Origin of the sequence: Flavobacterium palustre (assembly GCF_014639535.1) — a bacterium.
Taxonomy (GTDB): domain Bacteria; phylum Bacteroidota; class Bacteroidia; order Flavobacteriales; family Flavobacteriaceae; genus Flavobacterium; species Flavobacterium palustre.
Genome location: NZ_BMGA01000001.1, coordinates 1,131,362 through 1,156,185, shown reverse-complemented (window position 1 = coordinate 1,156,185; position 24,824 = coordinate 1,131,362). Strand labels below are relative to the sequence as shown.

Annotated in this window: 20 protein-coding genes; 13 read left to right on the top strand and 7 right to left on the bottom strand. The window is 36.1% G+C overall.

Annotated elements, in window-relative coordinates; translation table 11 throughout:
- Nucleotides 1–53 precede the first annotated feature (53 nt).
- From IEV84_RS04590 to IEV84_RS04575, 4 genes are all read right to left on the bottom strand, one after another.
- A complete protein-coding gene (locus IEV84_RS04590; RefSeq protein ID WP_188492854.1) occupies nucleotides 54–2,324 on the bottom strand; it encodes a cation:proton antiporter in 2,271 nt (756 codons plus the stop codon).
- A gap of 498 nt (nucleotides 2,325–2,822) precedes the next feature.
- Nucleotides 2,823–3,542: a LytR/AlgR family response regulator transcription factor gene (locus IEV84_RS04585; protein ID WP_188492852.1), complete on the bottom strand. Its 720-nt coding sequence runs from the start codon at nucleotides 3,540–3,542 to the stop codon at nucleotides 2,823–2,825.
- Complete coding sequence (locus tag IEV84_RS04580; RefSeq protein WP_188492850.1) at nucleotides 3,505–4,266, bottom strand: sensor histidine kinase; 762 nt, start codon at nucleotides 4,264–4,266, stop codon at nucleotides 3,505–3,507. The genes IEV84_RS04585 and IEV84_RS04580 overlap by 38 nt, the downstream gene beginning before the upstream one ends.
- Before the next feature lie 21 nt (nucleotides 4,267–4,287).
- Entirely contained in the window at nucleotides 4,288–4,617 is a 330-nt protein-coding gene (locus IEV84_RS04575; protein WP_188492848.1) for a DMT family transporter, read from the bottom strand.
- Between the two features lie 178 nt (nucleotides 4,618–4,795).
- Here IEV84_RS04575 and IEV84_RS04570 point away from each other — a divergent pair, with 178 nt between their 5' ends.
- The 7 genes from IEV84_RS04570 to rpoN all read left to right on the top strand — a co-directional run bounded on the left by IEV84_RS04570 (nucleotide 4,796) and on the right by rpoN (nucleotide 16,811).
- Nucleotides 4,796–7,219 carry an efflux RND transporter permease subunit gene (locus IEV84_RS04570; protein ID WP_188492846.1) on the top strand — a complete coding sequence of 808 codons (2,424 nt, stop codon included), beginning with the start codon at nucleotides 4,796–4,798 and terminating at the stop codon, nucleotides 7,217–7,219.
- 12 nt (nucleotides 7,220–7,231) lie between these two features.
- Nucleotides 7,232–8,065, top strand: coding sequence for a mechanosensitive ion channel family protein (locus IEV84_RS04565; RefSeq protein WP_229732598.1), 834 nt, complete (start codon nucleotides 7,232–7,234; stop codon nucleotides 8,063–8,065).
- A 137-nt stretch (nucleotides 8,066–8,202) separates the two neighbouring features.
- Nucleotides 8,203–9,429 carry an MORN repeat-containing protein gene (locus tag IEV84_RS04560; protein WP_188492844.1) on the top strand — a complete coding sequence of 409 codons (1,227 nt, stop codon included), beginning with the start codon at nucleotides 8,203–8,205 and terminating at the stop codon, nucleotides 9,427–9,429.
- A gap of 218 nt (nucleotides 9,430–9,647) precedes the next feature.
- A complete protein-coding gene (locus IEV84_RS04555) occupies nucleotides 9,648–12,272 on the top strand; it encodes an MGH1-like glycoside hydrolase domain-containing protein (RefSeq protein WP_188492842.1) in 2,625 nt (874 codons plus the stop codon).
- Between the two features lie 103 nt (nucleotides 12,273–12,375).
- Complete coding sequence (locus tag IEV84_RS04550; RefSeq protein ID WP_188492840.1) at nucleotides 12,376–13,089, top strand: outer membrane beta-barrel protein; 714 nt, start codon at nucleotides 12,376–12,378, stop codon at nucleotides 13,087–13,089.
- Nucleotides 13,090–13,850: 761 nt separating this feature from the next.
- Nucleotides 13,851–15,284, top strand: coding sequence for an asparagine--tRNA ligase (gene asnS / locus IEV84_RS04545; RefSeq protein ID WP_188492838.1), 1,434 nt, complete (start codon nucleotides 13,851–13,853; stop codon nucleotides 15,282–15,284).
- Between the two features lie 66 nt (nucleotides 15,285–15,350).
- On the top strand, nucleotides 15,351–16,811 hold the full coding sequence (gene rpoN, locus IEV84_RS04540) for an RNA polymerase factor sigma-54 (RefSeq protein ID WP_188492836.1): 1,461 nt from the start codon (nucleotides 15,351–15,353) through the stop codon (nucleotides 16,809–16,811).
- Nucleotides 16,812–17,006: 195 nt separating this feature from the next.
- Here the strand turns inward: rpoN and IEV84_RS04535 are convergent, their stop codons facing one another.
- Together IEV84_RS04535 and IEV84_RS04530 are read right to left on the bottom strand one after the other, a co-directional pair.
- Nucleotides 17,007–17,432: a YMGG-like glycine zipper-containing protein gene (locus tag IEV84_RS04535; protein ID WP_188492834.1), complete on the bottom strand. Its 426-nt coding sequence runs from the start codon at nucleotides 17,430–17,432 to the stop codon at nucleotides 17,007–17,009.
- A gap of 114 nt (nucleotides 17,433–17,546) precedes the next feature.
- The gene (locus IEV84_RS04530; protein ID WP_188492832.1) at nucleotides 17,547–18,137 is read right to left on the bottom strand and encodes a thymidine kinase; all 591 of its coding nucleotides are present in this window, start codon (nucleotides 18,135–18,137) and stop codon (nucleotides 17,547–17,549) included.
- 215 nt (nucleotides 18,138–18,352) lie between these two features.
- Here IEV84_RS04530 and IEV84_RS04525 point away from each other — a divergent pair, with 215 nt between their 5' ends.
- The 6 genes from IEV84_RS04525 to IEV84_RS04500 all read left to right on the top strand — a co-directional run bounded on the left by IEV84_RS04525 (nucleotide 18,353) and on the right by IEV84_RS04500 (nucleotide 24,077).
- Nucleotides 18,353–19,357: a DUF8457 domain-containing protein gene (locus tag IEV84_RS04525; RefSeq protein WP_188492830.1), complete on the top strand. Its 1,005-nt coding sequence runs from the start codon at nucleotides 18,353–18,355 to the stop codon at nucleotides 19,355–19,357.
- A 141-nt stretch (nucleotides 19,358–19,498) separates the two neighbouring features.
- The gene (gene rsmI / locus IEV84_RS04520) at nucleotides 19,499–20,224 is read left to right on the top strand and encodes a 16S rRNA (cytidine(1402)-2'-O)-methyltransferase (RefSeq protein ID WP_188492828.1); all 726 of its coding nucleotides are present in this window, start codon (nucleotides 19,499–19,501) and stop codon (nucleotides 20,222–20,224) included.
- Nucleotides 20,225–20,236: 12 nt separating this feature from the next.
- Nucleotides 20,237–20,581: a HopJ type III effector protein gene (locus IEV84_RS04515; protein ID WP_188492826.1), complete on the top strand. Its 345-nt coding sequence runs from the start codon at nucleotides 20,237–20,239 to the stop codon at nucleotides 20,579–20,581.
- Nucleotides 20,582–20,647: 66 nt separating this feature from the next.
- The gene (gene recJ, locus IEV84_RS04510) at nucleotides 20,648–22,345 is read left to right on the top strand and encodes a single-stranded-DNA-specific exonuclease RecJ (RefSeq protein WP_188492824.1); all 1,698 of its coding nucleotides are present in this window, start codon (nucleotides 20,648–20,650) and stop codon (nucleotides 22,343–22,345) included.
- Nucleotides 22,345–23,628, top strand: coding sequence for an MFS transporter (locus tag IEV84_RS04505; RefSeq protein ID WP_188492822.1), 1,284 nt, complete (start codon nucleotides 22,345–22,347; stop codon nucleotides 23,626–23,628). Before recJ ends, IEV84_RS04505 begins: the two co-directional genes overlap by 1 nt.
- A 92-nt stretch (nucleotides 23,629–23,720) precedes the next feature.
- Nucleotides 23,721–24,077, top strand: a complete 357-nt coding sequence (locus tag IEV84_RS04500; RefSeq protein WP_188492820.1) for a hypothetical protein — start codon at nucleotides 23,721–23,723, stop codon at nucleotides 24,075–24,077.
- Here the strand turns inward: IEV84_RS04500 and IEV84_RS04495 are convergent.
- Nucleotides 24,074–24,817, bottom strand: a complete 744-nt coding sequence (locus IEV84_RS04495) for a UDP-2,3-diacylglucosamine diphosphatase (RefSeq protein WP_188492818.1) — start codon at nucleotides 24,815–24,817, stop codon at nucleotides 24,074–24,076. The genes IEV84_RS04500 and IEV84_RS04495 overlap by 4 nt on opposite strands.
- Nucleotides 24,818–24,824: the final 7 nt, after the last annotated feature.

Sequence of the window (24,824 nt, the reverse complement as noted above, 5' to 3'; positions counted from 1 at the left end):
AGATAATTTGCAAATTTGCGGTTGTTTTAAACTTTCGGACAGCCTTTAATTGTTTAAGGTTTCATAATCAAAACTGAGGAAACATCTACCAACCAGTTCGTATCGGCATCAATAATGTGTTTCCAGCTTTCTAAGCTTATAATCATTAAATTTTGATTTTGCAGAAATTCTTTTGTAATGATTCTGTCATTCATAATCATAATATGATTAGGCGCAATTTGCTCAATTGAACGAATAGATTCCTCAATATCTCGTGTCTTTTTAACTTCACCTACAGCATCCAAAACTGTAATCTGAGCACCATTATTGTTAATTAATTTCTTGGCATACTCAATTAAAAAAGCATCTTCTTTACTAAATACCGGCATAAAAACCCGATCTATCTCTTCTAAATCCTTATCTATAAAAATCCCAACAGGCATTTTACTTCTGGCAATAATATGACGGGTTTTTTCATCAAAAGGAGAGTTTTCAAACAAACCTTCTTTTCCGGTAAACTTATCAATCAATCGGTCAGGATTGACAATTTGAGTTGTAAAACCTAAAATTTTACCCAGCAGCGTTTCATCAAAAATAGACTGTCCTAAACCTACTAACAACAAGTCATATTCACCCTGATTAGCAGTATCAATAATATCTGTTACAATATCGTTAGTCACCTTAAAAACACTTACGACTTCCTGATTGAGCAATTGCGATTCTTTAATAACAGGAGCCAGCATATTTCGCTCATGATCTTTTACATCAAACGAATGCACTTCGGTACTCAAAGAACAGTGCATGGCGACAACAATCGAACTATCGGGCTGTTTTTTAACCAGACTATTGGCTATTTTCAACAACTTTTTACCTTTTCCGGGAGTAGAAAAAGAGAATAAAATCTTGTATTTACTTTTATTGGCAATTTCCTCAGGAACTACTGTTACCTTATCCTTAAAAACAAAACCAATAAAGTCTAAGGCCGGTCCAGTCATAAAAGTGGTTACTAATGCCATAATAACCATCATCGTGAAAATTTCGGTTGACAAAACGCCTAAATCATAACCAATATTTAAAACCACTAATTCCATTAATCCACGAGTGTTCATTAAGGCACCAATAGCCAGACTGTCTTTCCAGCTTTGTCCCATAAATTTTGCTGCAAAAGCACTTCCGAAGAATTTTCCAACCACAGCTACAGCTATAATTAAGGCGGTAATTTTCCACAAATAAGGATCATTCAGCAAGCCTATTTGGGTACGTAAACCGGTAAAAACAAAAAACAAAGGCAGCAAAACAATAATCGAAACGTCTTCTACTTTTTCGATAAAAATGTTTCTGAATTTACTGTTCTCAGGCATAATCGCTCCGGCCAAAAAAGCTCCGAACAAAGCGTGAATACCAATTAATTCTGAAGCATAAGAAGAAAACAAAAGCGTTAAAAAGAAAATAGCCACCACCGGTTTATTCAAACTCTCGGGAGTTGCATTCAAATCGCCCACACGTTTTAAAAACGGACGCACTATTTTGAGCATTACAATTACATACAAAATGGCTAAACCTATAACATATAGCGAACTTGTAAGCGAACCCGCTTTAACAATAGCAATTACGACCGCCAGAATGCACCAGGCTGTAATATCATCGGCAGCAGCACAGGTGATGGCAATGGTACCCAATTTGGTTTTTTGCATTTCGCGTTCCTGAACAATTCGTGCCAAAACAGGAAAGGCCGTAATACTCATCGCAATTCCCATAAACAATCCGAAAGAAGAAAATTCAACTCCCATGGGTGCAAAAATAGGATAGATAAAAAAGGCCAGCGTTAATCCCAAAGCAAACGGAATAACAATACTGGCATGACTAATAACCACCGCATCGTGGGCTTTATTTTTAAGTACTTTCAGGTCTAATTCCATTCCGATAACGAACATGAAGAATATCAGCCCAATCTGGCTCAAAAACTGCAAGTTCCCTAAAGAGGCTGTAGGAAATAAAGCAGCGGAGAATTCCGGAAAATACATTCCAACTACTGACGGACCTAAAAAAATTCCGGCAATCATTTCGCCAATTACCGAAGGTTGCCCTATTTTCCTAAAAAGCCAGCCAAACAAACGTGCCACCAGAATAATAGTCACAATTTGAGCTAATAAAATGGCTAATGGATGATGCAAATTATCAACCATCGAATGCAGAAAATCATTCCAATGATTGCTTTGTATTTTTCTGTGTACAATTTGACGTCCTGCTTCAAGCGAAGCTCCCTGTGAAATTACCCAATAAATTAAAGCCGTAAAACCTCCAATAACAGAAACGTAAAACACCGAATTCTTAACACTAGTCATAAATCATTTTTTAAATTTATGAAACAAATATCAGAAGTGATTTTTAAGTACAAAAAGAATTTTAAAGCTAATTTTTAAACTATGTAACAAGAGGGAAAAACTTTGTAATAAGTTAGACCTTGTTTAAGTTTAATTTAAAAGTTTTCTTGTGTCAGTATAAGCCAATCGAAGACCTCGTTCTAAATGAACTCATTTATTTTTTTTTGATAATGCTCCGGAGGAGCATCCTGTTTATAGCAATTTATATATTCACGGATATTAGCTCCGTTAGGAGCGATCTGTTAATTTTACGGTTCGCTCCTAACGGAGCTTTTTTTTGCAAACAATTTGTTTTCTATAAACAGTTCGTCCCTATGGGACGTATTTTTTTTGTGCAAAAGACCTTTAGTAAAAAGTTTAAATCACTTCGATAAAAGATCTTCGACTCCCGAAACTTCGGAACAATGTGACATATAAATTTATGCAAATAACGTATTTGACCGAAATTTAAACAAGTTCTTATATTTTCACCTTTTTTAAAAAGTCAGCCCGATAGGTTTCACTTAGACTCAGACTGGTATTTTTGTCGTTTTCATCTAAATGATGCAACACCATTTCGTTGTGATTGAAAAATTTTATCGCTTTTACGGCAACAATTTCTTTTTTGTTGATGCGGCAAAAATCAGCTTCGGGTAATTCATCCAAAAGCGTGTCGAATTTTACATTTTTTAAATTCAAAAAACGACCATCAACCAGCAATACGGTTTTATCACGGCTGTCGCCCAAAGCGGTTTTGATGTACAAAATTTGATTAAAATACAACAAACTTTTTCCTTTATCAGTATTCAATTGCATGAATTTCTTAGCATGAGCCGTATTTTCAAAACGCTCTACAGCTTTTGAAATGGCTTTTTGCAGACGTTCTAATTTTACCGGTTTGGTGATATAATCAACCGCATCAATCGTAAAAGCATCAGCCGCATAATCTTTGTATGCTGTACAAAAAACAACTAATTTGTCTTTTAACAACTCCGCCAGATGCAAACCATCGATTCCGGGCATTTCGATATCTGAGATTAATAAATCAAAATCGAGATTGGGAATTTCAGTCAGCAGTTTCTCCGGATTATTAAACGTTTTTACGATTTCTACTTCGGGAATTTGTTCGCACAACATCTTCAGGTACGTTAATCCCGGCAACTCATCGTCCAACAGTAAACATTTCAGTTTTGTATTCAAGCAAGTCAATCTTTAAATGAGCAATGTAAATATCGTTTTCTACAAACTTATCGAGCTTAAAATTATTTTTATAAATAATTCGCAAACGCTGTTCTAAGGTAGCATTCCCAATTCCGCTTCGTTCTTTTTTCAGTACTTTCTTATCGGAAATTTTGTTTGAAACCGTCATCGAAAAAGCATTATTTTTAAACTCAAAAATAACCGAAATAAAAGCATCAGGATTTTGCAAATCGGCATGTTTAAAGGCGTTTTCAATCAAATCTATCGAAATTAAAGGTGCCAATAATGGTTCTTCATACAATTTGTCTTCCTTATCAATATTGGTTTTTATCTTTAATTCAAAAAGCGGACTGATTTTAATTTTGTTAATTTCGATTAAATTCAGCGCAAAATCAATTTCTTCTTTTGGAGTAACAAATTTTTTCTTGCTTTCGTACAAAATATAATCCAGCACATTGGCTAATTTATCCAATGCAAAGTACGTTTGATAGGCATGTGACTGAATCGAATTTAAAATATTCTTGAAAAGATGCGGATTCAATTTTGACTCTAAGGTTTCCAGTTGCAAATCATTGACTCTTCTTTCCAGCGTGTAAAAATTACTTTCCAGTTCTTTTTTTTCTTTTTTGGCCTGCATTAAATGATACAATACAAAACCAATAATCGCTGTTAAAAGCAAAATAATGAGACCTAAAATATAGCCAATATTACTAGTTTCCTGCATACTATTGAACTTGTCTGTTAATTAATGAGCAGACACAAACTTCAATCCGATAATCGAAGCAATAAGTGTCATTAAAAAAAACAACCTCCAGAAACTGGCCGGTTCTTTGAAAACAAAAATACCAACTAAAACAGTTCCCACGGCTCCAATTCCGGTCCAAACGGCATAAGCTGTCCCGATAGGCAAAACCTGAGTTACTTTGTACAACAAAAACATACTTACCGACAGACAAACAAAAAAACCAATCATCCAATAGGTCGAAATAATTCCGGTTGTTTCTTTAGCTTTCCCAAGGCAGGAAGCAAACGCTACTTCAAACAGTCCTGCAATAACCAGCAAAATCCAATTCATTTTTGTACCATTTTTAAATAAAATACAAATATGAGAAAAGCTACCATAGGAATTATAAAAACCCCGAAGAATTAGCACCCCTTCAATGGTAATTTTTTGTTAACATACAGTGAAAGCTAGGGTATTATTTATGATTCCGGGCATTATTCACTACATTTGCGCCCGTTAAATATTCATTATGATCAAGTGGTTCAGTTTAGGATTCTGGGAATTAATTGCCCGTGTGGTCCTTCGAAATAAAATTTTAATGTTATCGATTATTGTTGCGATAACCGTTTTTCTAAGTATGCAATGGAAACATATCCATTTCACATTCACAGAAGCCAACATGTTACCAGAAGATAACATTGCTAACGTTGAATACAATGCGTTCTTAAACAAATTTGGCGAAGAAGGAAACCTGATTATCATTGGAGTAAAAGACAATAACTTTTTTACACCAAAAGCATTTAAAGCCTGGAACACTTTGATGAACAGCATCAAAGAAGACAAAGCAATTGATTTAGTTGTTTCAATAAATGACTTAAAAAAACTGCAAAAAAACGATTCTCTTCAAAAGTTTGAATTAATCCCTTTTGTTGAACAAAACAAAACAGCTGACAAAGCCTATCTTGAAAAAATCAGGAAAGAACTGTTTAATGACATGCCTTTTTACGAAGGTTTGTTATTTAACAAAAAATCAGGAAGTATTCGTTCGGCCATTTACATGGACAAGAAGATTGTAAATACCAAAGCCCGTAAAGATTATATTCTGGAAAAATTAGTTCCGGCAATTGAAAAATTCGAAAAAGAAACCAACATCGATTTGCGTGTTTCGGGTATGCCTTACATCCGAACTTTAAATGCAAAAACAATTACTGACGAAATCAGTCTTTTCATTGGCGCTTCGTTATTAGTAACTTCATTGTTATTCTTTTTCTTTTTCAGAAGTTTCAGAGCCACTTTAATCTCAATTGTCATTGTAATTATTGGTGTAATGTGGTCTTTTGGTTTCTTAGGATTATTCAATTACGAAATCACGGTTTTAACGGCCTTAGTACCTTCGTTAATTATTGTTATCGGGATTCCAAATTGCATTTTCCTGACCAATAAATACCATCAGGAATACAAGGTTCACCGCAATAAAGTCAAGGCTTTGCAAAGGGTAACTACCAAAATTGGGATGGCTACCCTAATGACTAATGTAACCACAGCCATTGGTTTTTTTACCTTCATTTCCTCAAACAATCAATTACTTATAGAGTTTGGAAATGTCACTTCCATCAACATTATGGCTTTGTTCTTCTTGTGCATCATAGTAATTCCTGTTTTCCACAGTTATATTCCTGCACCAAAAGACCGTCACATTGAACATCTGGATCGGGGATCGGTAAAAAGATTCATGGATTGGATTCTGCACAATGTAAAACACAGCCGTTTTTCTATTTATGTGGTTGCAGTTTCCTTGCTGGTTATCAGCATTATCGGAATTTATAAAATGCGTATTTCAGGCAGTTTGATTGAAGACATGCCTAAAAAAGAAGCTTTCTTCCAGGACATTGTTTTCTTCGAAAATGAATTTGACGGTGTGATGCCACTGGAAATCATGATTGACACCAAACGTAAAAAAGGCGTAATGAAACTCTCTACGCTAAAACGCATGGACGAATTAGAACAGGCAATTGATGAAATTCCGGAATTATCAAAACCAATCTCGATTGTTAATTTGGTTAAATATTCCAAACAGGCCTACTACAACGGAAATCCTGAATATTACGATTTACCAACTTCTCAGGAACAGGGATTTATTTTGTCTTATGCTAAAAATGCCACTAAAAATTCCAAAGAAAACCTGATGAAAAGTTATGTTGATTCAACGGGTCAGTTTGCCCGAATCACCACTTTTATGCGCGATGATAACGGCGGAGCTATTCAAAAAATTGAAGCCGAAATTCGCGAAAAAGCCGATAAAATATTCCCTGCTGATCGTTACAAGGTAACCATTACCGGAAAAGCATTGGTTTTTCAAAAAGGTACAGGTTACTTACTGGACAACTTGCTATCGTCTCTGGTTTTTGCCTTTTTCTTAACAGCACTTTTAATCGGATTTATGTTCCGTTCGTTCAAAATGATTTTGGTTTCTATCATCCCCAATTTACTTCCGTTATTGTTAACAGCAGGAATTATGGGCTTTTTAGACATTCCGTTAAAACCGTCCACCATATTGGTTTTCGGGATTGCATTTGGACTTTCGGTTGATGATACTGTTCGATTCCTGGCACAATACCGTGAAGAATTAAAGAAAAACAACTGGAAAATCCGCAAATCAGTTTACGCTACTTTCAACGATGCCGGTTTGAGTATGTTTTATACTTCTATTGTATTGTTCTTTGGATTTTCGGTATTCATGCTTTCCAGTTTTGGCGGAACCATAGCATTGGGCGGATTGATTTCGCTAACACTCTTATTCGGAATGTTATCTAACCTGATGTTATTACCTGCTTTAGTACTGACCCTAAACAAAACATTGGCAAACGAACAGGAATTTATCGAACCAAAAATTGATATTATCGAACACAGTGATGAAGAAATCGACGCTTTGAAAAAAACGAAATTATTATAAAAAACAATTAAAATGTTAATCGATCAACAAGTTACACTAGTAAACAAGTACATTGAAAAATCAATCGATTTTGGTTTTGAATACGCACCTAAATTAGTCGGCGGAATTATCGTTCTGGTAATTGGTTTGTGGTTTACCAAATTAGTTACCAAAGGAGTTGGAAGATCATTGGAAAAATCAAAAATTGACCAATCCCTGATTCCGTTCTTACGAAGTTTAACTAACATTACACTGAAGGTTTTAGTTGCCATTACCGTAATGGGTATGATTGGCATCCAAATGACATCGTTTGTTGCAATCCTTGGAGCCGCAGGTCTTGCAGTTGGTATGGCATTATCCGGAACATTACAAAATTTTGCCGGAGGTGTTATTATTTTGATTTTAAAACCATTTAAAATAGGCGACACTATCGAAGCTCAGGGATTTATTGGAACTGTAAAAGAGATTACTATTTTTTCAACATTACTTAACACCGCCGATAAAAAATTAGTGATTATACCTAACGGACCACTTTCAACAGGTGCATTAACCAATTTTTCTACTGAGCCCACTCGTAGAGTTGACTGGATTTTTGGAATTTCTCACGGTGATAATGTTGAAAATTTCAAAAAAGCCATTAATGATTTCATTGCCGAAGACAACCGAATCCTAAAAGAACCAGCTCCATTTATTGGATTAGCCTCTCTGGGGACTTCGGTTAATTTTACAGTAAGAGTATGGGTTAACGGAGCTGATTACTGGGGTGTTTTCTTTGATATGAATGAAAAAGTATATACCCGATTCCCTGATTACAACCTGAATATCCCTATCCCAACTACAGATAATCCAACTATTCCAAAGAAATAGAAAACAATTTCTAATCGATATACAACTTCCTGCCTTAAAAAAACAGGAAGTTTTTTGTTTAAAAAAAGCTTTTTCTTACAATTTATTTCGAAAAATGAATACATTTGAAATAGCTTAAATTATAGACCAATTCTAAAATGACCAAACCTTTATCCTTTCTTCTCTTAGTAGTTAGCTTTATTTGTCAGGCACAAAACACAACTAGTCAAGAAAAAACATATAAAACCACTGAAAATGACTCGATTTATATTTGTCCTTTTCCCAACAACTGTGGTTACTACAAAGGCGAAATAACCGAAAATAATGGAGTTAAAGAAGCAAACGGCAAAGGTAAAGCAAATTTACGAGGCGGAATTGCAGATGGGCAATGGGTAAAGAACCAATTAAATGGACAAGGAACATACAAAACCAAAGATGGTTCCGAAATTTCTGGCGAGTGGAAAGATGGCTTACTTAACGGAAAGGGAAGTAAAATATTTAAAAATGGAATTAAATATATAGGTGAATTTAAGAACCATAAATTTGATGGAAAAGGAACAATAACATTTGACAATAATGATAGTTATACTGGAGAATTGAGAGAAGACAAAATAGATGGTCAGGGAACCTACACTTTTGCTAATGGAAATAAATATAGCGGAGAATGGAAGGACGGTAAATTTAATGGTCAGGGGACGATGACTTTTGTAAATGGCATCAAATATATTGGTAATTGGAAAAATATTAGTTTAGATAGCATTGGCACTTTTCACACTCCAAATGGAGATAAATTTATTATCCAATGGAACGATGAAAACAAGAATAAACCAGAATTAAGAACATTTTCTAAAGACCCAAAATCCCCTAAAAAGTACAAGTTAGTTAGTCCATATTTCAATGGCAACGGAATTCGATTACACCAAAATACCCGTATTTACATCGGAGAATTTAAATTAGGAAAACAAAGTGGACAAGGAACACTTCTCTATCTAAATGGCTCCAAATATAGTGGACAATGGAAAGACAACCAATTTGAGGGCAAAGGTACACTCACAGATGTTTCTATAAATGAAACCTATATTGGAAATTTTAAGAATGGTAATAAGAACGGTTTGGGAACAATTAACTATACTAATGGTGAAAAATATTCCGGCGAATGGAAAGACGGAAGTCGAACCGGACAGGGAACTTATAACTGGCCTAACGGTGACAAATTCGTAGGAAACTTTATGAGAAACAGGCAAAATGGTCAGGGAACGATGTTTTATGCCAATGGAGAAAAATTTACAGGCGAATGGAAAAATAGTAAAGAATTTAACGGAATTCTATTCAAAAACAATGGAGAACAAAAATCCAGCTATCGTGATGGCATTTTAATAGAATAAAACCGCTACCACTTCATCAAAAAAAACACTCCTTTTTTTAGAAAAACAAAAAGTTTCTTAACAATACCAACAATTAGACAATAGTGTTTCATCGAATGGGCTATTGTGGAAAAAAATCTTATTTTTACTCATACCCGACTGATAAATTACATTGAAAAATGTTCCTTTGAAGAATCGGTTTTTAGATTTTTAATACCACTAACTAGCACACAAACAATATGGCACACACTAATTCAGAAACAGAAAGATTAGCTGTCGCTAACAACTATAAAAATTGGAAAAAATGGGGACCTTATTTAGCCGAAAGACAATGGGGAACCGTTCGTGAAGACTATAGTGAACACGGAGAGGCCTGGGAATTTATCGACCACGACAAAGCACGCAGCAATGCCTACCGCTGGGGAGAAGAAGGCATTGGAGGTTTTTGCGATTCCCGCGAAATTTTGTGTCTGGCTCCCGCTTTTTGGAACGGCAAAGACCCTATTTTAAAAGAACGTTTATTTGGTTTAACCAACAATCAGGGAAATCACGGGGAAGATGTCAAAGAATTGTATTTCCATCAGGTATCCACTCCTACTCACACTTACAATAAATACCTGTATAAATATCCGCAAAACGAATTTCCCTATAGCGATTTAGTCAACAACAACCGTCGAAGCCGCGACGAAAACGAATTTGAAATTCTGGACAGCAACACTTTTAAAGACAATGCGTATTTTGATTGTTTTATCGAATATGCCAAAGCCGGTATTGAGGATATTCTGATGAAAGTGACTGTAGTAAACAGAGGAAACGAAAAAGCAAAAATCCATGTATTGCCGCATTTTTGGTTTCGTAATTTCTGGAAACACAACAACCGACATCCGCGACCGAATATGGAATCAGTTTCCAATAATGCAATCCTTTCCAAAAGCAGCCGAATTGGTGACTTTTATTTTTACCATGAACATGGCGAGCAATTATTTTGTGAAAACGAAACCAATAACGAACGTATTTATGGATTTGCTAACGAATATGGATACGTTAAAGACGGCATTAACAACTATATTATCAACGGGCATCCAACAGTAAACCCGGAAAAAAAGGGTACTAAAATGGCTATTTGGTACCAATTAGATTTAAATCCGGGAGAAGAAAAAAGCATCCGAGTTCGTTTGAGCAATACTGAACTCGAAAATCCCTGGCATGATTTCGATGCTATTTTTGACCAACGGAAAACAGAATGCGAAGCCTTTTATAAGGAAACCATCAACGAAAGAATCCCTGAAGCTCACCGTGCTATTGCAAAAAGTGCTTTTTCGGGCTTGTTGTGGACCAAACAATTCTATTATTTCAACATCCACAAATGGCTCTTTGGTGGCAACGAAGAATCACCGGCACACCGAACTAATCTGCGCAATTTCAGTTGGCAACACCTCAACAACCGACACGTGATTTCTATGCCTGATAAATGGGAATATCCCTGGTATGCCGCTTGGGATCTGGCATTTCACATGGCATCTTTTGTTGAAATCGACCCTTGTTTTGCAAAACAACAACTGCTGTTAGTTTTACAGGAAAGCTACATGCACCCTAACGGACAAATTCCGGCTTACGAATGGAATTTTAGCGATGTAAATCCTCCGGTACATTCCTGGGCGGTGTGGACAGTTTACGAAAAAGACAAACTCCGTACCGGCAAAGCCGACACCTCCTTTCTGGAAAAAGCATTCTTAAAACTCACCATCAATTTTACCTGGTGGGTAAATCAAAAAGACACCAGCGGTACAGATATGTTTGAGGGTGGATTTTTAGGACTGGATAACATTGGGGTTTTCGACCGCAATCACATGCCCGAAGGGATTAAAAAAATGCAACAGGCCGATGCTACGAGCTGGATGGCCATGTTTTCATTGAATATGCTGCGCATGTCGCTCGAACTGGCAAAAACCAACAAAATCTACGAAGAAGTTTCGGCTAAATTTTTCCGACACTTTTTAAACATCGCCTGGGCGATGCACCATATTGGTAAAAAAGACATTTCACTTTGGGACGACGAAGACAACTTCTATTATGATGTTGTCGAAATGTCAAATGGCAAAACCGAACGTTTGAGAGTCCGTTCTTTAGTGGGTGTTATTCCTTTATTTGCAGTCGAAATCATGCACAAAGATTTGTTCGATCAATTACAGGATTTTAGAAGAAGAGCCAACGAAATCATCAGAACCAGACCGGATCTTGCTTCCTTAATTTCTAATTTAGAAAAAGCCAACCCAGACGGTAACTTCCTGTTTTCTATCATGCGTGGTTTTAGATTAGAGCATCTTTTAATTCGTTTACTGGATGAAAATGAGTTTTTATCCGAATTCGGAATTCGTTCACTTTCTAAATTCCACAAAGACCATCCGTTTGTTTTTAAACACCAGGGTCATCACCAAATTCAGTATGAACCGGGCGAAAGCCGTTCGGCTATGTTTGGCGGAAATTCTAACTGGCGTGGCCCTATCTGGATGCCATTGAATTATATGATTATTCAATCCTTGCGAAAATATTATACTTTTTATGGGCCAACATACATCTATGAATTTCCAACAGGTTCCGGAAACAAACTGAACCTCAATGAAATTGCCAACGAACTGACGAAACGATTAATCAAACTTTTTGAAAGAAACGAAAACGGTAAATTTCAATACCACGCCGACGATCAAGAAAATAAATTTGCTAACGACGAGCACTTTAGAAATGAACACTTTTTCTATGAGTTTTTTGATGGCGATACCGGAAAAGGTCTAGGTGCTTCACACCAAACGGGATGGACGGCACTTATTGCTAATTTGATTCTGGAATTAGAGAAGAATAGTTAAAATTTCAGAACATTCATATTGAAAATCCCGTCTCGTTTTTAGGAATGAGACGGGATTTTATGTTTCTGAAGCAATCCAGTGAGAAAATTCTGTTTTTAAAAAAATGTTTTTTATATTTGAGAAGAAACTGAAAGAAGAGTCTTCTTTTAGCTGGCTTGACATTGGTAGTAATTTGAATTTTATATTAATAATCATTAATTTTTTAAAAATGAAAAACTTCTATATATGTATTATTTTTCTTTTAAGTCTTAAAGGCTATTCTCAAGACTTTAATTACGGATTATTAATTGGTGGAAATTACTATGATATAGAAATTGATGGTCAAATTAGTGGAGGAGCAGCAAATAGTGATATCAATTTAGGGTTATTTGGAGAATATATTATGAATGAAAACTTTGGATTAAAACTATACGGTATCTACAATACAACAAACGAAGTTGCTAGTTACGATACACCCAATGCTGGACGAGTTTTTGAAAGAGTAAGATTAAAAACATTGCAAGCACACTTATTGACAAAATTTGATCTAAATAAAGAATACAACAAAGGATATTATTTAACAGGAGGATTTAGATTCACTTCCATTTTAGATAAAAACGCTCGTAAAGACCAAGAACTTCTTGAGGGCTTTTATAAAAAAACAAATGTAGGTGTTCTTCTTGGAATGGGGGTTAATTTTTCTAAATCTTTAAGTATAGAAATTTTAGCAGATCGAAATTTAACAAATACTTTGAATAGCGAAAATAACACAGCCAAAAATTATGGCTTTTATTTGAATTTACTATTCGATATAAGCACATTGATTTCAAAAAACTAACACCCCAACTACTGCTCGATTTCATCGAGTACCTACTTTAATTAAAAGAAAAATCGTGGCATTTACAACGCGATTATTCAAACCTAATTAACTTTAAATATTATATCCCGTACCTACGGCACTCAAAAATACACCGTCAATTGTGAATGGATTGAAATCCATCCCTACAAAATATATCAAACCTACGGCTCTTACTTTAATTAAAAAGATAATTTACCGAACAGATTCAATCATTTAGTTCCGTAGGAACGACATCTATTATAGCCCCGAAATTTATTTCGGGGTAAATAATTGAAGCACATTACAAAGTCCAATAGAGCAATGTCATTAAGTTAAGGAAGACACTCCCTGTTTTGTCATTCCGAAGAATGAGGAATCACACAAGCTGTTCACGTGATGTGATTTCTCCCTCTGGTCGAAATGACACAAAATACGCTTAACTTAATGATATTGCCCATAAGGACAATATATAAATCGGCAATATATTTTTAAATCTTCATGACGCTCTGTGTTTCCTTTGTGTGTCTTAGTGGAATAAACCTTTTGTTGATGATAAACTATAATTCCACTACACCCTAGCCCCGATAAAAGCGGCATCCTTTTACTTTTTTCTTTAAAAAGTAAAAGATAGAATGTCCCGATAGCTATCGGGAAGCGGGATTAAGCTCCCGAATACAGCCTTCCCAGCAATGGCATTTCCAAACAAATCCTTTATATTTGCAATGGAACACAGCACAATTTTAATGTCAATGCCATATAAAATGAGACACACAAAAGTTAAAGACTTACTAAACAGCACCACGACGCTTGAGGAAGTAAATGCTAAAGGATGGGTGAGAACTTTTAGAAACAATCAGTTTATTGCATTGAATGATGGTTCGACCATCAACAACATACAATGCGTAGTTGATTTTGAAAATACACCCGATGAAATTCTAAAAAGAATTACTACCGGAGCTGCGGTTTCAGTAACCGGAAGTTTAATAGAAAGCAAAGGAGCAGGCCAGAAATACGAAATTAAGGTTTCCGAATTAGAAATCTTAGGAGATTCTGATGCTGAGAAATTCCCGATGCAGCCTAAAAAACATTCGTTGGAATTCCTGCGTGAAAATGCACATTTACGCGTAAGAACCAATGCTTTTGGAGCGATTATGAGAGTGCGTTCGGTATTATCGTTTGCGGTGCACAGCTATTTCCAACAAAAAGGTTTTGTGTATGTCAACACACCAATTATAACAGGTGCCGATGCCGAAGGAGCCGGTGAAATGTTTCAGGTGACTTCGTTGCCATTGAACAATTTGCCAAAAAACGAAGAAGGAAATATTGATTACAAGAAAGATTTCTTTGGAAAACATACTAATTTAACGGTTTCAGGACAATTGGAAGGCGAAACTTTCGCGATGGCTTTGGGACAGATTTATACTTTTGGACCAACATTCAGAGCTGAAAATTCGAATACTTCACGCCATTTGGCTGAATTCTGGATGATTGAGCCGGAAGTAGCTTTCAATGATTTGAATGACAATATGGATCTCGCTGAAGATTTTATCCGCTATGTAATCAAATATGCTTTAGACCATTGTGCTGATGATTTGAAATTTCTGGAAGCAAGACTTTTGGAAGAAGAAAAATCAAAACCTCAGACAGAAAGAAGCGAAATGAGTTTGCTTGAGAAATTGAATTTCGTTTTAGAAAACAATTTCAAACGCATTTCTTATACCGAAGCCATAGATATTTTGAGAAATTCGACTCCAAACAAAAAGAAAAAATTCCAATATAGCATTGACGAATGGGGCGCCGACTTACAATCGGAACACGAGCGTTATCTGGTGGAAAAACATTTTAAATGTCCGGTAATCCTGTTTGATTATCCGGCTAAAATAAAAGCTTTCTATATGCGTTTAAACGAAGACGGAAAAACCGTTCGTGCTATGGACATTTTATTTCCGGGAATTGGAGAAATCGTTGGCGGTTCACAAAGAGAGGAACGTTTTGATGTTCTAATCGAAAAAATGAAAGCCTTAGGAATTAATGAAGAAGAATTATGGTGGTACCTCGATACCCGAAGATTCGGTAGTGCGGTTCACTCCGGTTTCGGACTCGGATTTGAAAGACTGGTATTATTTGTAACGGGAATGACTAACATACGAGATGTAATTCCGTTCCCGAGAACACCAATGAATGCTGAATTCTAAAAATGTTTATAGTTTATGGTTTTTAGTTATAACAACAAACCATAAACAACAAACCATAAACAAATTATGTTAAAACAATTTTTAAATTTAAAATTATCTCAAAAATTATCTCCACAGCAAATTCAGCTGATGAAGTTAATTCAATTGCCTACGCAGGCTTTTGAACAACGTCTTTTGGAAGAAATGAACGAAAATCCGGCTCTGGAATCTGGAAAAGAAGAAGAGGAATACGAAAAAGACGAGTTTGAAAACGATGATTATGATGATTACAATGACTCCGAAAGTATTGATGCCGATGACATTAATATTGACGAATATCTAAGCGACGACGATACTCCGGATTATAAAACACAAGCGAATAATTACAGCGACGACGATGAATCGCGCGAATCGCCACTGGCTGCACCTATCAGTTTTCATCAGGATTTAATCAATCAGCTGAACACCTTTATATTAGACGATCACGAAAGGGAAATTGCCGAATTTCTTGTAGGCAGCATTGACGATATGGGGTATATCCGCCGAAGCATTCCCGACATGGTTGACGATATGGCTTTTACCCAGGGAATTTATACCGATGAATACATGGTAGAACGCATGCTACATGTCATTCATGAATTAGAACCATCTGGTGTGGGCGCTCGTGATTTACAGGAATGTTTATTATTGCAGCTAAAGCACAAAACCCCAACGGATGCTGTTGAATTAGCCGCAGACATTATCGAAAATCAATTTGATGCTTTTACCAAAAAACATTACGACAAGCTGATTCAGAAATACAATATTTCGAATGAACAGCTTAAAAAAGCGATTTACGAAATAGAAAAATTGAATCCTAAACCGGGAGGAGGTTTTACCGGAAATCAAAAAATAACCGAAAATGTAGTTCCTGATTTTGCCATCCGAATTATTGATAACGAACTGGAATTAACCTTAAACGGAAGAAATGCTCCTTCATTGCACGTTTCTAAAGATTATCAGGAAATGCTGCAAACCTATAAAGATTCCCGTGATAAATCAGGGGCTCAAAAAGAAGCGGTTCAGTTTATCAAACAAAAATTAGACTCAGCCAAGTGGTTTATTGACGCTATCAAACAACGTCAGGAAACGCTGTTTGTAACCATGAATGCCATTATGCACTATCAGGAAGAATATTTCTTTGATGGAGACGAAACCAAGTTGAAACCGATGATCCTAAAAGACATTGCCGATATTGTAGGTCTTGATATTTCTACAGTTTCGCGTGTTGCCAACAGCAAATATGTAGAAACTCCTTATGGAACAAAACTGATTAAGGAATTTTTCTCGGAAGCGATGAAAAACGACCAGGGAGAAGACGTTTCGACATTGGAAATCAAAAAAATATTGCAAAATATTATCGAAGAAGAAAACAAGAAAAAACCACTTCCGGATGATCAGTTAGCCGAACTATTAAAAGAAAAAGGTTACCCAATTGCCCGAAGAACCGTTGCTAAATACCGGGAGCAATTGGATATTCCGGTGGCGAGAATGCGAAAAAAGATATAATATCCTGTTTTTCAAAAATTAATATAAAATTCCCTTTGTCAGTCTGAGCCTGTCGAAGACCTCGTTTAACAATACACTGGCACTTCGACAAGCTCAGTGTGACAGAAATATAAAATATAGTACTCGTTTTTCAAAAAAAGAAAGGCTGTTTCAAATCCATGAAACAGCCTCTTTCTATATAAATTCTAAATCTAATTATTCTTTCTTACTATCAATAATAGCACCCGTACCGGCACCAACACCCGCACCAGCCAAACCACCAATAATAGCCCCTTCGCCTTTTTTCTTACTGATAATAGCACCTGTTGCTGCACCTACTCCTGCACCAATAACGGCACCTTTAGCAGTACTACTCCATTTCTTTTTTTCCGGGGCTGCTGGAGCTGGCGCCTGATTATTCACAACCACTACTTCTTTCTCTTTAGCTGCTTGTTGTTTTTCCATTTCTATTTTCATAGAATCGATGGCTTTTTGCTTCACCATTTCCATTTTCATAGAATCAATACTTGCCTGTTTGATAGAATCTACAGTTGCCTGATTATCGTTCATCACGCCTTCCTTATCTGCTTTTTTACAGGAAATAATCATTAAAGAAGCTACTAATACATACATATATTTCATGACCTACATTTTTAAATATTAATACTAAACAAAGATACAGCCAACACCTATCAAAACCTTTTATATGATTCTGCTTATTTTTTACAGAATTTTAATTTTAGCTTCCGGAAAAACTTAATCTTCCTGACTTTTTTGCATGGCTTCAAAATAAGCTCCTCGGCTTAATGGTTCGTATTCTTCGGTTTCCCCTAACAACACTAATTTATCATTGGCTGTTTTTCTAAAGCTGTAATGTGCCAAATTACCTGTTCGGGTACATACCGCATGAACCTTTGTTACATACTCGGCTGTAGCCATCAAAGCAGGCATCGGTCCAAAAGGATTTCCTTTAAAATCCATATCTAACCCCGCCACAATAACACGAATGCCCTGATTAGCCAAATCGTTGCAAACGGTCACAATTTCGTCATCAAAAAACTGCGCTTCATCAATCCCAACCACATCACAACCCTGAGCCAGAATAGCAATATTAGCCGCTGCCGGAACCGGTGTGGAACGAATTTCATTCGCATCATGCGAAACCACCATATCCTGATGGTAACGTGTATCGACTTCGGGTTTAAAAATTTCTACTTTTTGTTTGGCAAATTGGGCTCTTTTTAATCTACGAATCAATTCTTCCGTTTTACCCGAAAACATCGAACCGCAAATAACTTCAATCCAACCAAACTGCTCTTTATGATTTACTGTATTTTCGAGAAACATTTTGTATTTTTCTGACTTAAAAAATGAATAGTTTTTATTACTTTGTAATCGTATAATCGACTTAAGATTTTATACTTTTACACTTTCTCAAAAGTAGAAAATTTTTAGCAATTCGAAGGTTTATGAGTGTTTTATTAAAAACAATCCTTGAAAGCCTTCCGCTATTGAATAAACTTAAAGACATTCGCCAAAATACATACTATAATTTAACTATTATGAAAAAAAGATTAGAAGCCGATTTAATTAGCATTGCCCACAGAATTTTACAACTAAAAGATAAATCCGACATCAATCAATTGTATTTGGAAACCCAAAAACTATATGAAAAACTCTCTGTTTTAAAATTTATAGACGAAAATTATGCCGATGTAAAACCGACAATAGGCAGCTATAGTGAAATTGAAAAAGAAATTGAAACTATTTTTGATAAAGAAACAGCTCTAGCAGAGGAAACTACTGCTGAAAAAACCGAAAATACTATTATTGCAGAAAATATAACCGAAGAAGCTATTGCAGAAACTACAGCAGAACAGGAAGAAGCAATTATCAGCCCGGAAACAGCAATAACAGAAGAGGAAACTATTTCTGAAAAGGAAGAAAATGAAGAGGACGATTTGATTTCGGACGAAGAAGAGGAAATCGAAGAAACCGAAGCAGAATTCAACGAACAGGAAGCTGCAATTGAGGAAGAAGTTGAAAACGAAACTACTGAAAACGAAAAAATAACAATTCCTGCTTTTAAAGCTGCTTTCGAACTTACACAAGAGCCGGAAGAAGAAACTAAAAAACCGGAAACAGTTCAAATTTCGTTTGAAGACTTATTAGGATTAAGCTACAACGAACCTGAATTTGTGAAAGTAGATGAAATCCCTGCTCCTGCTAAAGAAGTTGTTTTTGAACCAATCGAAACAGCTGAAACTCCGGTACAAAAAGCAGTAGAAACTGCCGAAAAGGAAACACCAAAAACCATTAGCTTAAACGAAAAATTCTCTAAAGGAATTGAAATCGATTTAAACGACCGCATTGCATTTGTCAAACATCTTTTTGGCAACAGCAACGAGGATTACAACCGCGTGATGAGTCAGTTAATCACATTTGATAATTTTTACGAAACCAAAAGTTTCATTGACGATATGGTAAAACCGGACTACAACAACTGGGAAGGAAAAGAAGAATATGAAGAACGCTTTATGGAAATCATTGAAAAAAAGTTTCTTTAAAACAAAATAACATTTGCTTTCAAAAAAAGTTAAACACCGATTTCACAAATTGACACGAAATCTAATCTGTTTCAATTACACGAATTTTCAACCTAATAGTTCGTGTAATTTAAATTCGAAGGCCATTACTTAAACTAATTTATGTCAAAATTATATATCGTTCCCACGCCCATTGGCAATCTTGAGGACATGACTTTTAGAGCTATTCGGATTCTGAAAGAAGTCGATTTGATTCTTGCCGAAGACACGCGTACCAGTGGAAAGCTCTTAAAACATTTTGAGATTAGTACTCACATGCACAGTCACCACATGCACAATGAGCATAAAACGATTGAAAATTTAATTTCACGATTAAAAGCGGGCGAAAATATCGCACTGATTTCGGATGCCGGAACCCCAGCTATTTCTGATCCCGGTTTTTTGTTAACCCGTGCCTGTGTTGAAAACGGAATTGCCGTAGAATGCCTTCCGGGCGCAACGGCTTTTGTTCCAGCCTTGGTCAACAGCGGCTTGCCCAACGATAAATTTGTTTTCGAAGGTTTTTTACCCGAAAAAAAAGGACGTCAAACCCGTTATTTAGAACTAGCCGAAGAAACCCGAACGATGATTCTCTATGTTTCGCCTCATAAATTAGTAAAAACACTAGCTGAATTTGTGACTTATTTTGGTGAAGACCGTCAAATATGTGTTTCCAGAGAACTCTCTAAATTACACGAAGAAAACCGCAGAGGAACGGCAAAAGAAGTTTTGGCGCACTTTGAAAAAACAGCTCCACGTGGTGAAATTGTTGTGGTAGTTGCCGGAAAAACGATTGTAAAAGAAGCCAAGAAAAATAAATTTCAAAAAGAAGAACAAGAAGAAGAATAACAATTATACAAAATGAATATAGAAGCTTTTATCTCAAAATTAAAACAAACTCCGGAAACCATCACTTTCCCTAAAACCATTGCAGTAATCGAAGCGAACTACAATTTTACGCCAACGGCTTTTCAGAACGGGAATACACATAACGCAGCAGGAACTAATTCCGGTTCTTGTAAATTATTTGCTTTTGCGCAATTACAAAATTTATCACAGGCGGAAACCTTAGCTTGTTTTGGTGCTTTTTACCGTGATGAAGTTTTAGGCGATCCGGAAGGAACGAATCACCAAAATATTAGAAATTTTATCACTCATGGTTGGGATGGAATTCAGTTTGAAGGGACAGCTTTGGAACTAAAATAAATCATTTATGATTGCAGAAATCTAAAATCTATCCCGATAGCTATCGGGACTAAAATCACAAATCAAATGCGTTGGACTCTTAAACCCAAACCTTCGGAAGACAAAATCAAACATTTGGCGCAGGCTTTAAATGTAGAAAATTTTGTCGCCCAATTATTAGTACAACGCGGGATTGAAACTTTTGAGGAAGCCAAACATTTTTTTCGTCCTTCGCTAGACCATTTGCACGATCCTTATCTGATGAAAGATATGGAAAAAGCAATTGAACGAATAGAAAATGCGATTGAAAATCAGGAACGCATTCTGGTTTTTGGCGATTATGATGTCGATGGAACTACTGCGGTTTCTTTAGTTTCTTCCTATTTAAAAAGTTTTTATCCTCATGTAGCAACTTATATTCCCGATCGTTATGACGAAGGTTATGGCGTTTCTTTTAAAGGAATTGACTTTGCCGACGACAACGGATTTTCGTTAATCATTGCGCTGGATTGCGGTATCAAATCCATCGATCATGTGGCTTACGCCAAAGAAAGAAATATTGATTTCATCATTTGCGACCACCACCGTCCGGGAGATACTTTACCCGAAGCCGTTGCAGTTCTCGACCCTAAAAGAACCGATTGTACTTATCCTTATGACGAATTATGCGGTTGCGGCATTGGGTTTAAACTCATTCAGGCTATCGGAATCAAACGAGAACAAACTATAGAAGATTTAGTACCCTATCTTGACTTAGTTGCCACCGCCATTGCTGCCGATATTGTCCCAATAACGGGCGAAAACCGGGTATTGGCGTATTTTGGTTTACAAGTTATTAACAACAATCCGAGACCGGGGATTAAAGCTTTAGTTCACCAAATCAAAAAGCAAACCTTAGACATTACTGATGTTGTTTTTATCATTGCTCCCAGAATTAATGCAGCAGGACGCATCAAACACGGCAATCATGCCGTGGAATTGTTAAGCGAATTTGACTTTGAACAAGCCCAACAATTTGCTTCTGAAATAGAACAATACAACGCTGATCGCAAAGATTTAGACAAACACATTACCAAAGAAGCTTTTCAGCAAATTGAACAAAACCAGGAACAGGAACATTTTACAACCGTTGTTTTTCAGGAAGACTGGCACAAAGGTGTCATCGGAATTGTGGCTTCCCGATTGATCGAAACCTATTATCGCCCTACCTTGGTTTTCACCAAAAGCGGAGATAAATATGCCGCTTCGGCGCGTTCTGTAAAAGGATTTGATGTGTATAATGCTTTAGAAGCCTGTTCGGAACATTTGGAGCAATTTGGCGGACACATGTATGCCGCCGGAATGACTTTGAAAGCCGAAAATTATGCTGCTTTTAAAGAAGCTTTTGAAAAACAAGTGCAAAAAACCATTCATCCTGACCAATTGATTCCGGAAATTGAAATTGATGCTGAAATTAATTTTTCGGACATTACTCCGAAACTCATTAGGATTTTAAAACAATTTGAACCTTTTGGCCCTATGAATATGACACCGGTTTTCCTGACTAAAAATGTCATCGATACCGGTTATGCTAAAAAATTAGGAGCAAATGAAGAACATTTAAAGCTCTTTGTAAAACAACCTCAGCATCCCGAAACGGAAGGAATTGCTGCGATAGGTTTTGGATTAGGAAACAAAATAGACTTAACTACAAATCAAAAACCATTTCAAATTGCTTATTGCATTGATGAAAACGAATGGAATGGTAATGTTTCAACACAATTACGATTAAAAAGTATTCAATAATGAATTCAAAAAAATTAGATAAAAAAGATCCTTACGCTGCCTTGCGCTACAAAGAATTTAATACTTTTTTACTGCTGCGCTTTGCGATGGTTTTTGCCTGGTCGATGCAGTTTATCGTTATCGAATGGGAAGTTTACAGCATTACTAAAGACGCACTATCTCTGGGAATTATCGGTTTAATGGAAGTCATTCCTGCTGTTTCATTGGCATTATTTGCCGGACATATTGTAGATCAAAAAGAAAAGAAAGGTTTATTAATGAAATGTATCTTTGGATTTTCGGTAATTAGTTTTGGTCTTTTCCTGCTCACCTGGCCTGCCGTAGTTGAAGGTTTTTCAAAACAAATTATATTATACCTCATCTATTTTCTGGTATTTTTAGGCGGTTTGGTCAGAGCGTTTCTTGGTCCAACTATTTTCTCGCTTTTATCCTTAATCGTACCGAAAAAAGTCTATCCTAATGCTGCCACCTGGAGCAGTAGTGTTTGGCAAATTGGTTCGGTTGTAGGACCTGCTGTAGCCGGATTTTCCATTACTTTAATGGGCGTTCACTGGTCATTATGTCTGGTTTTTGCCTGTTCGATTATCGCATTATTAGCCTTATCGCAAATAAGTGAAAAACCCATTTTAAATCCGAAAATTGGTGAGCCTGTAATGCAAAGCTTAACCGAAGGAATCAAATTTGTGTTTAACAATAAAACGGTTTTAGGAGCAATAACACTTGATATGGTTGCCGTCCTTTTTGGTGGCGCAGTTGCACTTTTACCCATTTTTGCTCAGGATATTCTAAAAGTTGGCCCGGAAGGTTTTGGTTTTTTAAGAGCAGCTCCGGCTGTGGGTGCTTTCCTGACCATGTTAATTACTGCTTATGTTCCTTTGAGTAAAAACGCCGGAATGAAATTATTAGGAGCTATTTTTGGCTTCGGAGTTTGCATTATTATTTTTGGACTTTCTACGCTGTTTTGGGTGTCGCTTTTTGCCTTATTTTTCAGCGGTGTTTTTGACGGCATTTCGGTAGTGATTCGTCAAACCATTTTACAAATCAAAACTCCTGACAATATGCGCGGAAGAGTTTCGGCGGTAAATTCTATGTTTGTTGGTTCTTCCAATGAATTAGGCGCATTTGAAAGCGGATTAACCGCCCGATTAATGGGAACGGTCACAGCAGTTGTTTTTGGCGGAAGCATGACTCTTTTGGTGGTTTTAACTACCGGAATTATCTCTCCTACTTTCCGAAAATTAGATTTAACTAAAGACATTGAAGAACACGAAAAAGAAGCATAACAAAAAATCCTGAAATCTTCTTTAATTTAACTATTCTTATTTAGAATTAATAAAAATAAAATAATTATATTTGTTTCTTACATTTTAAATTTATGGAACAAATACACCAAATCTATTTAAATAGTCTGGGAATAGCTTTTTTTTGGGAAAAAGAAGAAGGAAATATCCCTAACAGAGTGCAGTTAATATTCAAGGAAATTGGATTATTTTTCTCTATAAACGAACTCAGAGAGTTTGAGCATTTAATCGATCAGAGCATTACTAAAAACAGCTGCTGCGAAGGTTGTGCGCTAAAAAACAGTAATTGCAAATTTTTACTAAAAACTCCTTTATATCAAATTGATTTATCTGTATCTATGGACGAATTAAATAAGATTAAGGATTTGGTCAACGGAACTTTGTTCAGAATAAATTTAGAAAGTTATTTGAATGGCGAAGGAAAAAATTAATTTTCGAATTTTTTAATTTCAAAATTTTCTCCATCAAAAACACCATAAGTAAAATACGTAATCCAATCACCCAGATTAACATAATCGGAATTTTCGCCTACAGCATGAATCATCGGTAAATGACGGTGACCAAAAACCAGATAATTATAATGTTTGGTTTCTAACTTTCGTTTGGCATACAAAATCAGCCATTCGTTTTCTTCACCTAAAAATTTCACATCTGATTCTCCTGAAATCAACTTGTTTTTAACCGAAAGGTATTGCGCCAAACGCACTCCAATATCGGGATGTAACCACCTGAAAAGCCTTTTCGAAAAAGGATTGGTAAACACTTTTTTCATGCGTTTGTACCCTAAATCGCCGGGACCTTTCCCGTCACCGTGACCAATAAGAAAAGTTTTTCCGTTAAAAGTAAATTCCTGATTATCGTGATAAACCGGAATATTTAATTCTTTTTCAAAATAATCATCCATCCACAAATCGTGATTTCCTACGAAGAAATAAACAGGAATTCCGCTGTCGCGAATTTCGGCGAGTTTACCCAAAACACGCACAAAACCTTTAGGAACAACCGTTTTGTATTCGAACCAAAAATCGAATAAATCTCCTAAAAGAAAAATAGCTTCGGCATCTTTTTTCACTTCGTCAAGCCAGGCCACGAATTTCTGTTCTCTGGGAAAACTCAATTCGGCTGTAGGCGCTCCAAAATGTTGATCGGATGCAAAATAGACTTTTTTCATAGAGAAG

What these genes read in the sequence shown, in the direction of transcription:
- IEV84_RS04590 (WP_188492854.1), bottom strand. Translation starts at nt 2,324, where the DNA reads ATGACTAGTGTTAAGAATTCGGTGTTTTACGTTTCTGTTATTGGAGGT.
- IEV84_RS04580 (WP_188492850.1), bottom strand. Translation starts at nt 4,266, where the DNA reads ATGCAGGAAACTAGTAATATTGGCTATATTTTAGGTCTCATTATTTTG.
- IEV84_RS04575 (WP_188492848.1), bottom strand. Translation starts at nt 4,617, where the DNA reads ATGAATTGGATTTTGCTGGTTATTGCAGGACTGTTTGAAGTAGCGTTT.
- IEV84_RS04570 (WP_188492846.1), top strand. Translation starts at nt 4,796, where the DNA reads ATGATCAAGTGGTTCAGTTTAGGATTCTGGGAATTAATTGCCCGTGTG.
- IEV84_RS04565 (WP_229732598.1), top strand. Translation starts at nt 7,232, where the DNA reads ATGTTAATCGATCAACAAGTTACACTAGTAAACAAGTACATTGAAAAA.
- IEV84_RS04560 (WP_188492844.1), top strand. Translation starts at nt 8,203, where the DNA reads ATGACCAAACCTTTATCCTTTCTTCTCTTAGTAGTTAGCTTTATTTGT.
- IEV84_RS04555 (WP_188492842.1), top strand. Translation starts at nt 9,648, where the DNA reads ATGGCACACACTAATTCAGAAACAGAAAGATTAGCTGTCGCTAACAAC.
- IEV84_RS04550 (WP_188492840.1), top strand. Translation starts at nt 12,376, where the DNA reads ATGTTTTTTATATTTGAGAAGAAACTGAAAGAAGAGTCTTCTTTTAGC.
- asnS (WP_188492838.1), top strand. Translation starts at nt 13,851, where the DNA reads ATGAGACACACAAAAGTTAAAGACTTACTAAACAGCACCACGACGCTT.
- rpoN (WP_188492836.1), top strand. Translation starts at nt 15,351, where the DNA reads ATGTTAAAACAATTTTTAAATTTAAAATTATCTCAAAAATTATCTCCA.
- IEV84_RS04535 (WP_188492834.1), bottom strand. Translation starts at nt 17,432, where the DNA reads ATGAAATATATGTATGTATTAGTAGCTTCTTTAATGATTATTTCCTGT.
- IEV84_RS04530 (WP_188492832.1), bottom strand. Translation starts at nt 18,137, where the DNA reads ATGTTTCTCGAAAATACAGTAAATCATAAAGAGCAGTTTGGTTGGATT.
- IEV84_RS04525 (WP_188492830.1), top strand. Translation starts at nt 18,353, where the DNA reads ATGAAAAAAAGATTAGAAGCCGATTTAATTAGCATTGCCCACAGAATT.
- rsmI (WP_188492828.1), top strand. Translation starts at nt 19,499, where the DNA reads ATGTCAAAATTATATATCGTTCCCACGCCCATTGGCAATCTTGAGGAC.
- IEV84_RS04515 (WP_188492826.1), top strand. Translation starts at nt 20,237, where the DNA reads ATGAATATAGAAGCTTTTATCTCAAAATTAAAACAAACTCCGGAAACC.
- recJ (WP_188492824.1), top strand. Translation starts at nt 20,648, where the DNA reads ATGCGTTGGACTCTTAAACCCAAACCTTCGGAAGACAAAATCAAACAT.
- IEV84_RS04505 (WP_188492822.1), top strand. Translation starts at nt 22,345, where the DNA reads ATGAATTCAAAAAAATTAGATAAAAAAGATCCTTACGCTGCCTTGCGC.
- IEV84_RS04500 (WP_188492820.1), top strand. Translation starts at nt 23,721, where the DNA reads ATGGAACAAATACACCAAATCTATTTAAATAGTCTGGGAATAGCTTTT.
- IEV84_RS04495 (WP_188492818.1), bottom strand. Translation starts at nt 24,817, where the DNA reads ATGAAAAAAGTCTATTTTGCATCCGATCAACATTTTGGAGCGCCTACA.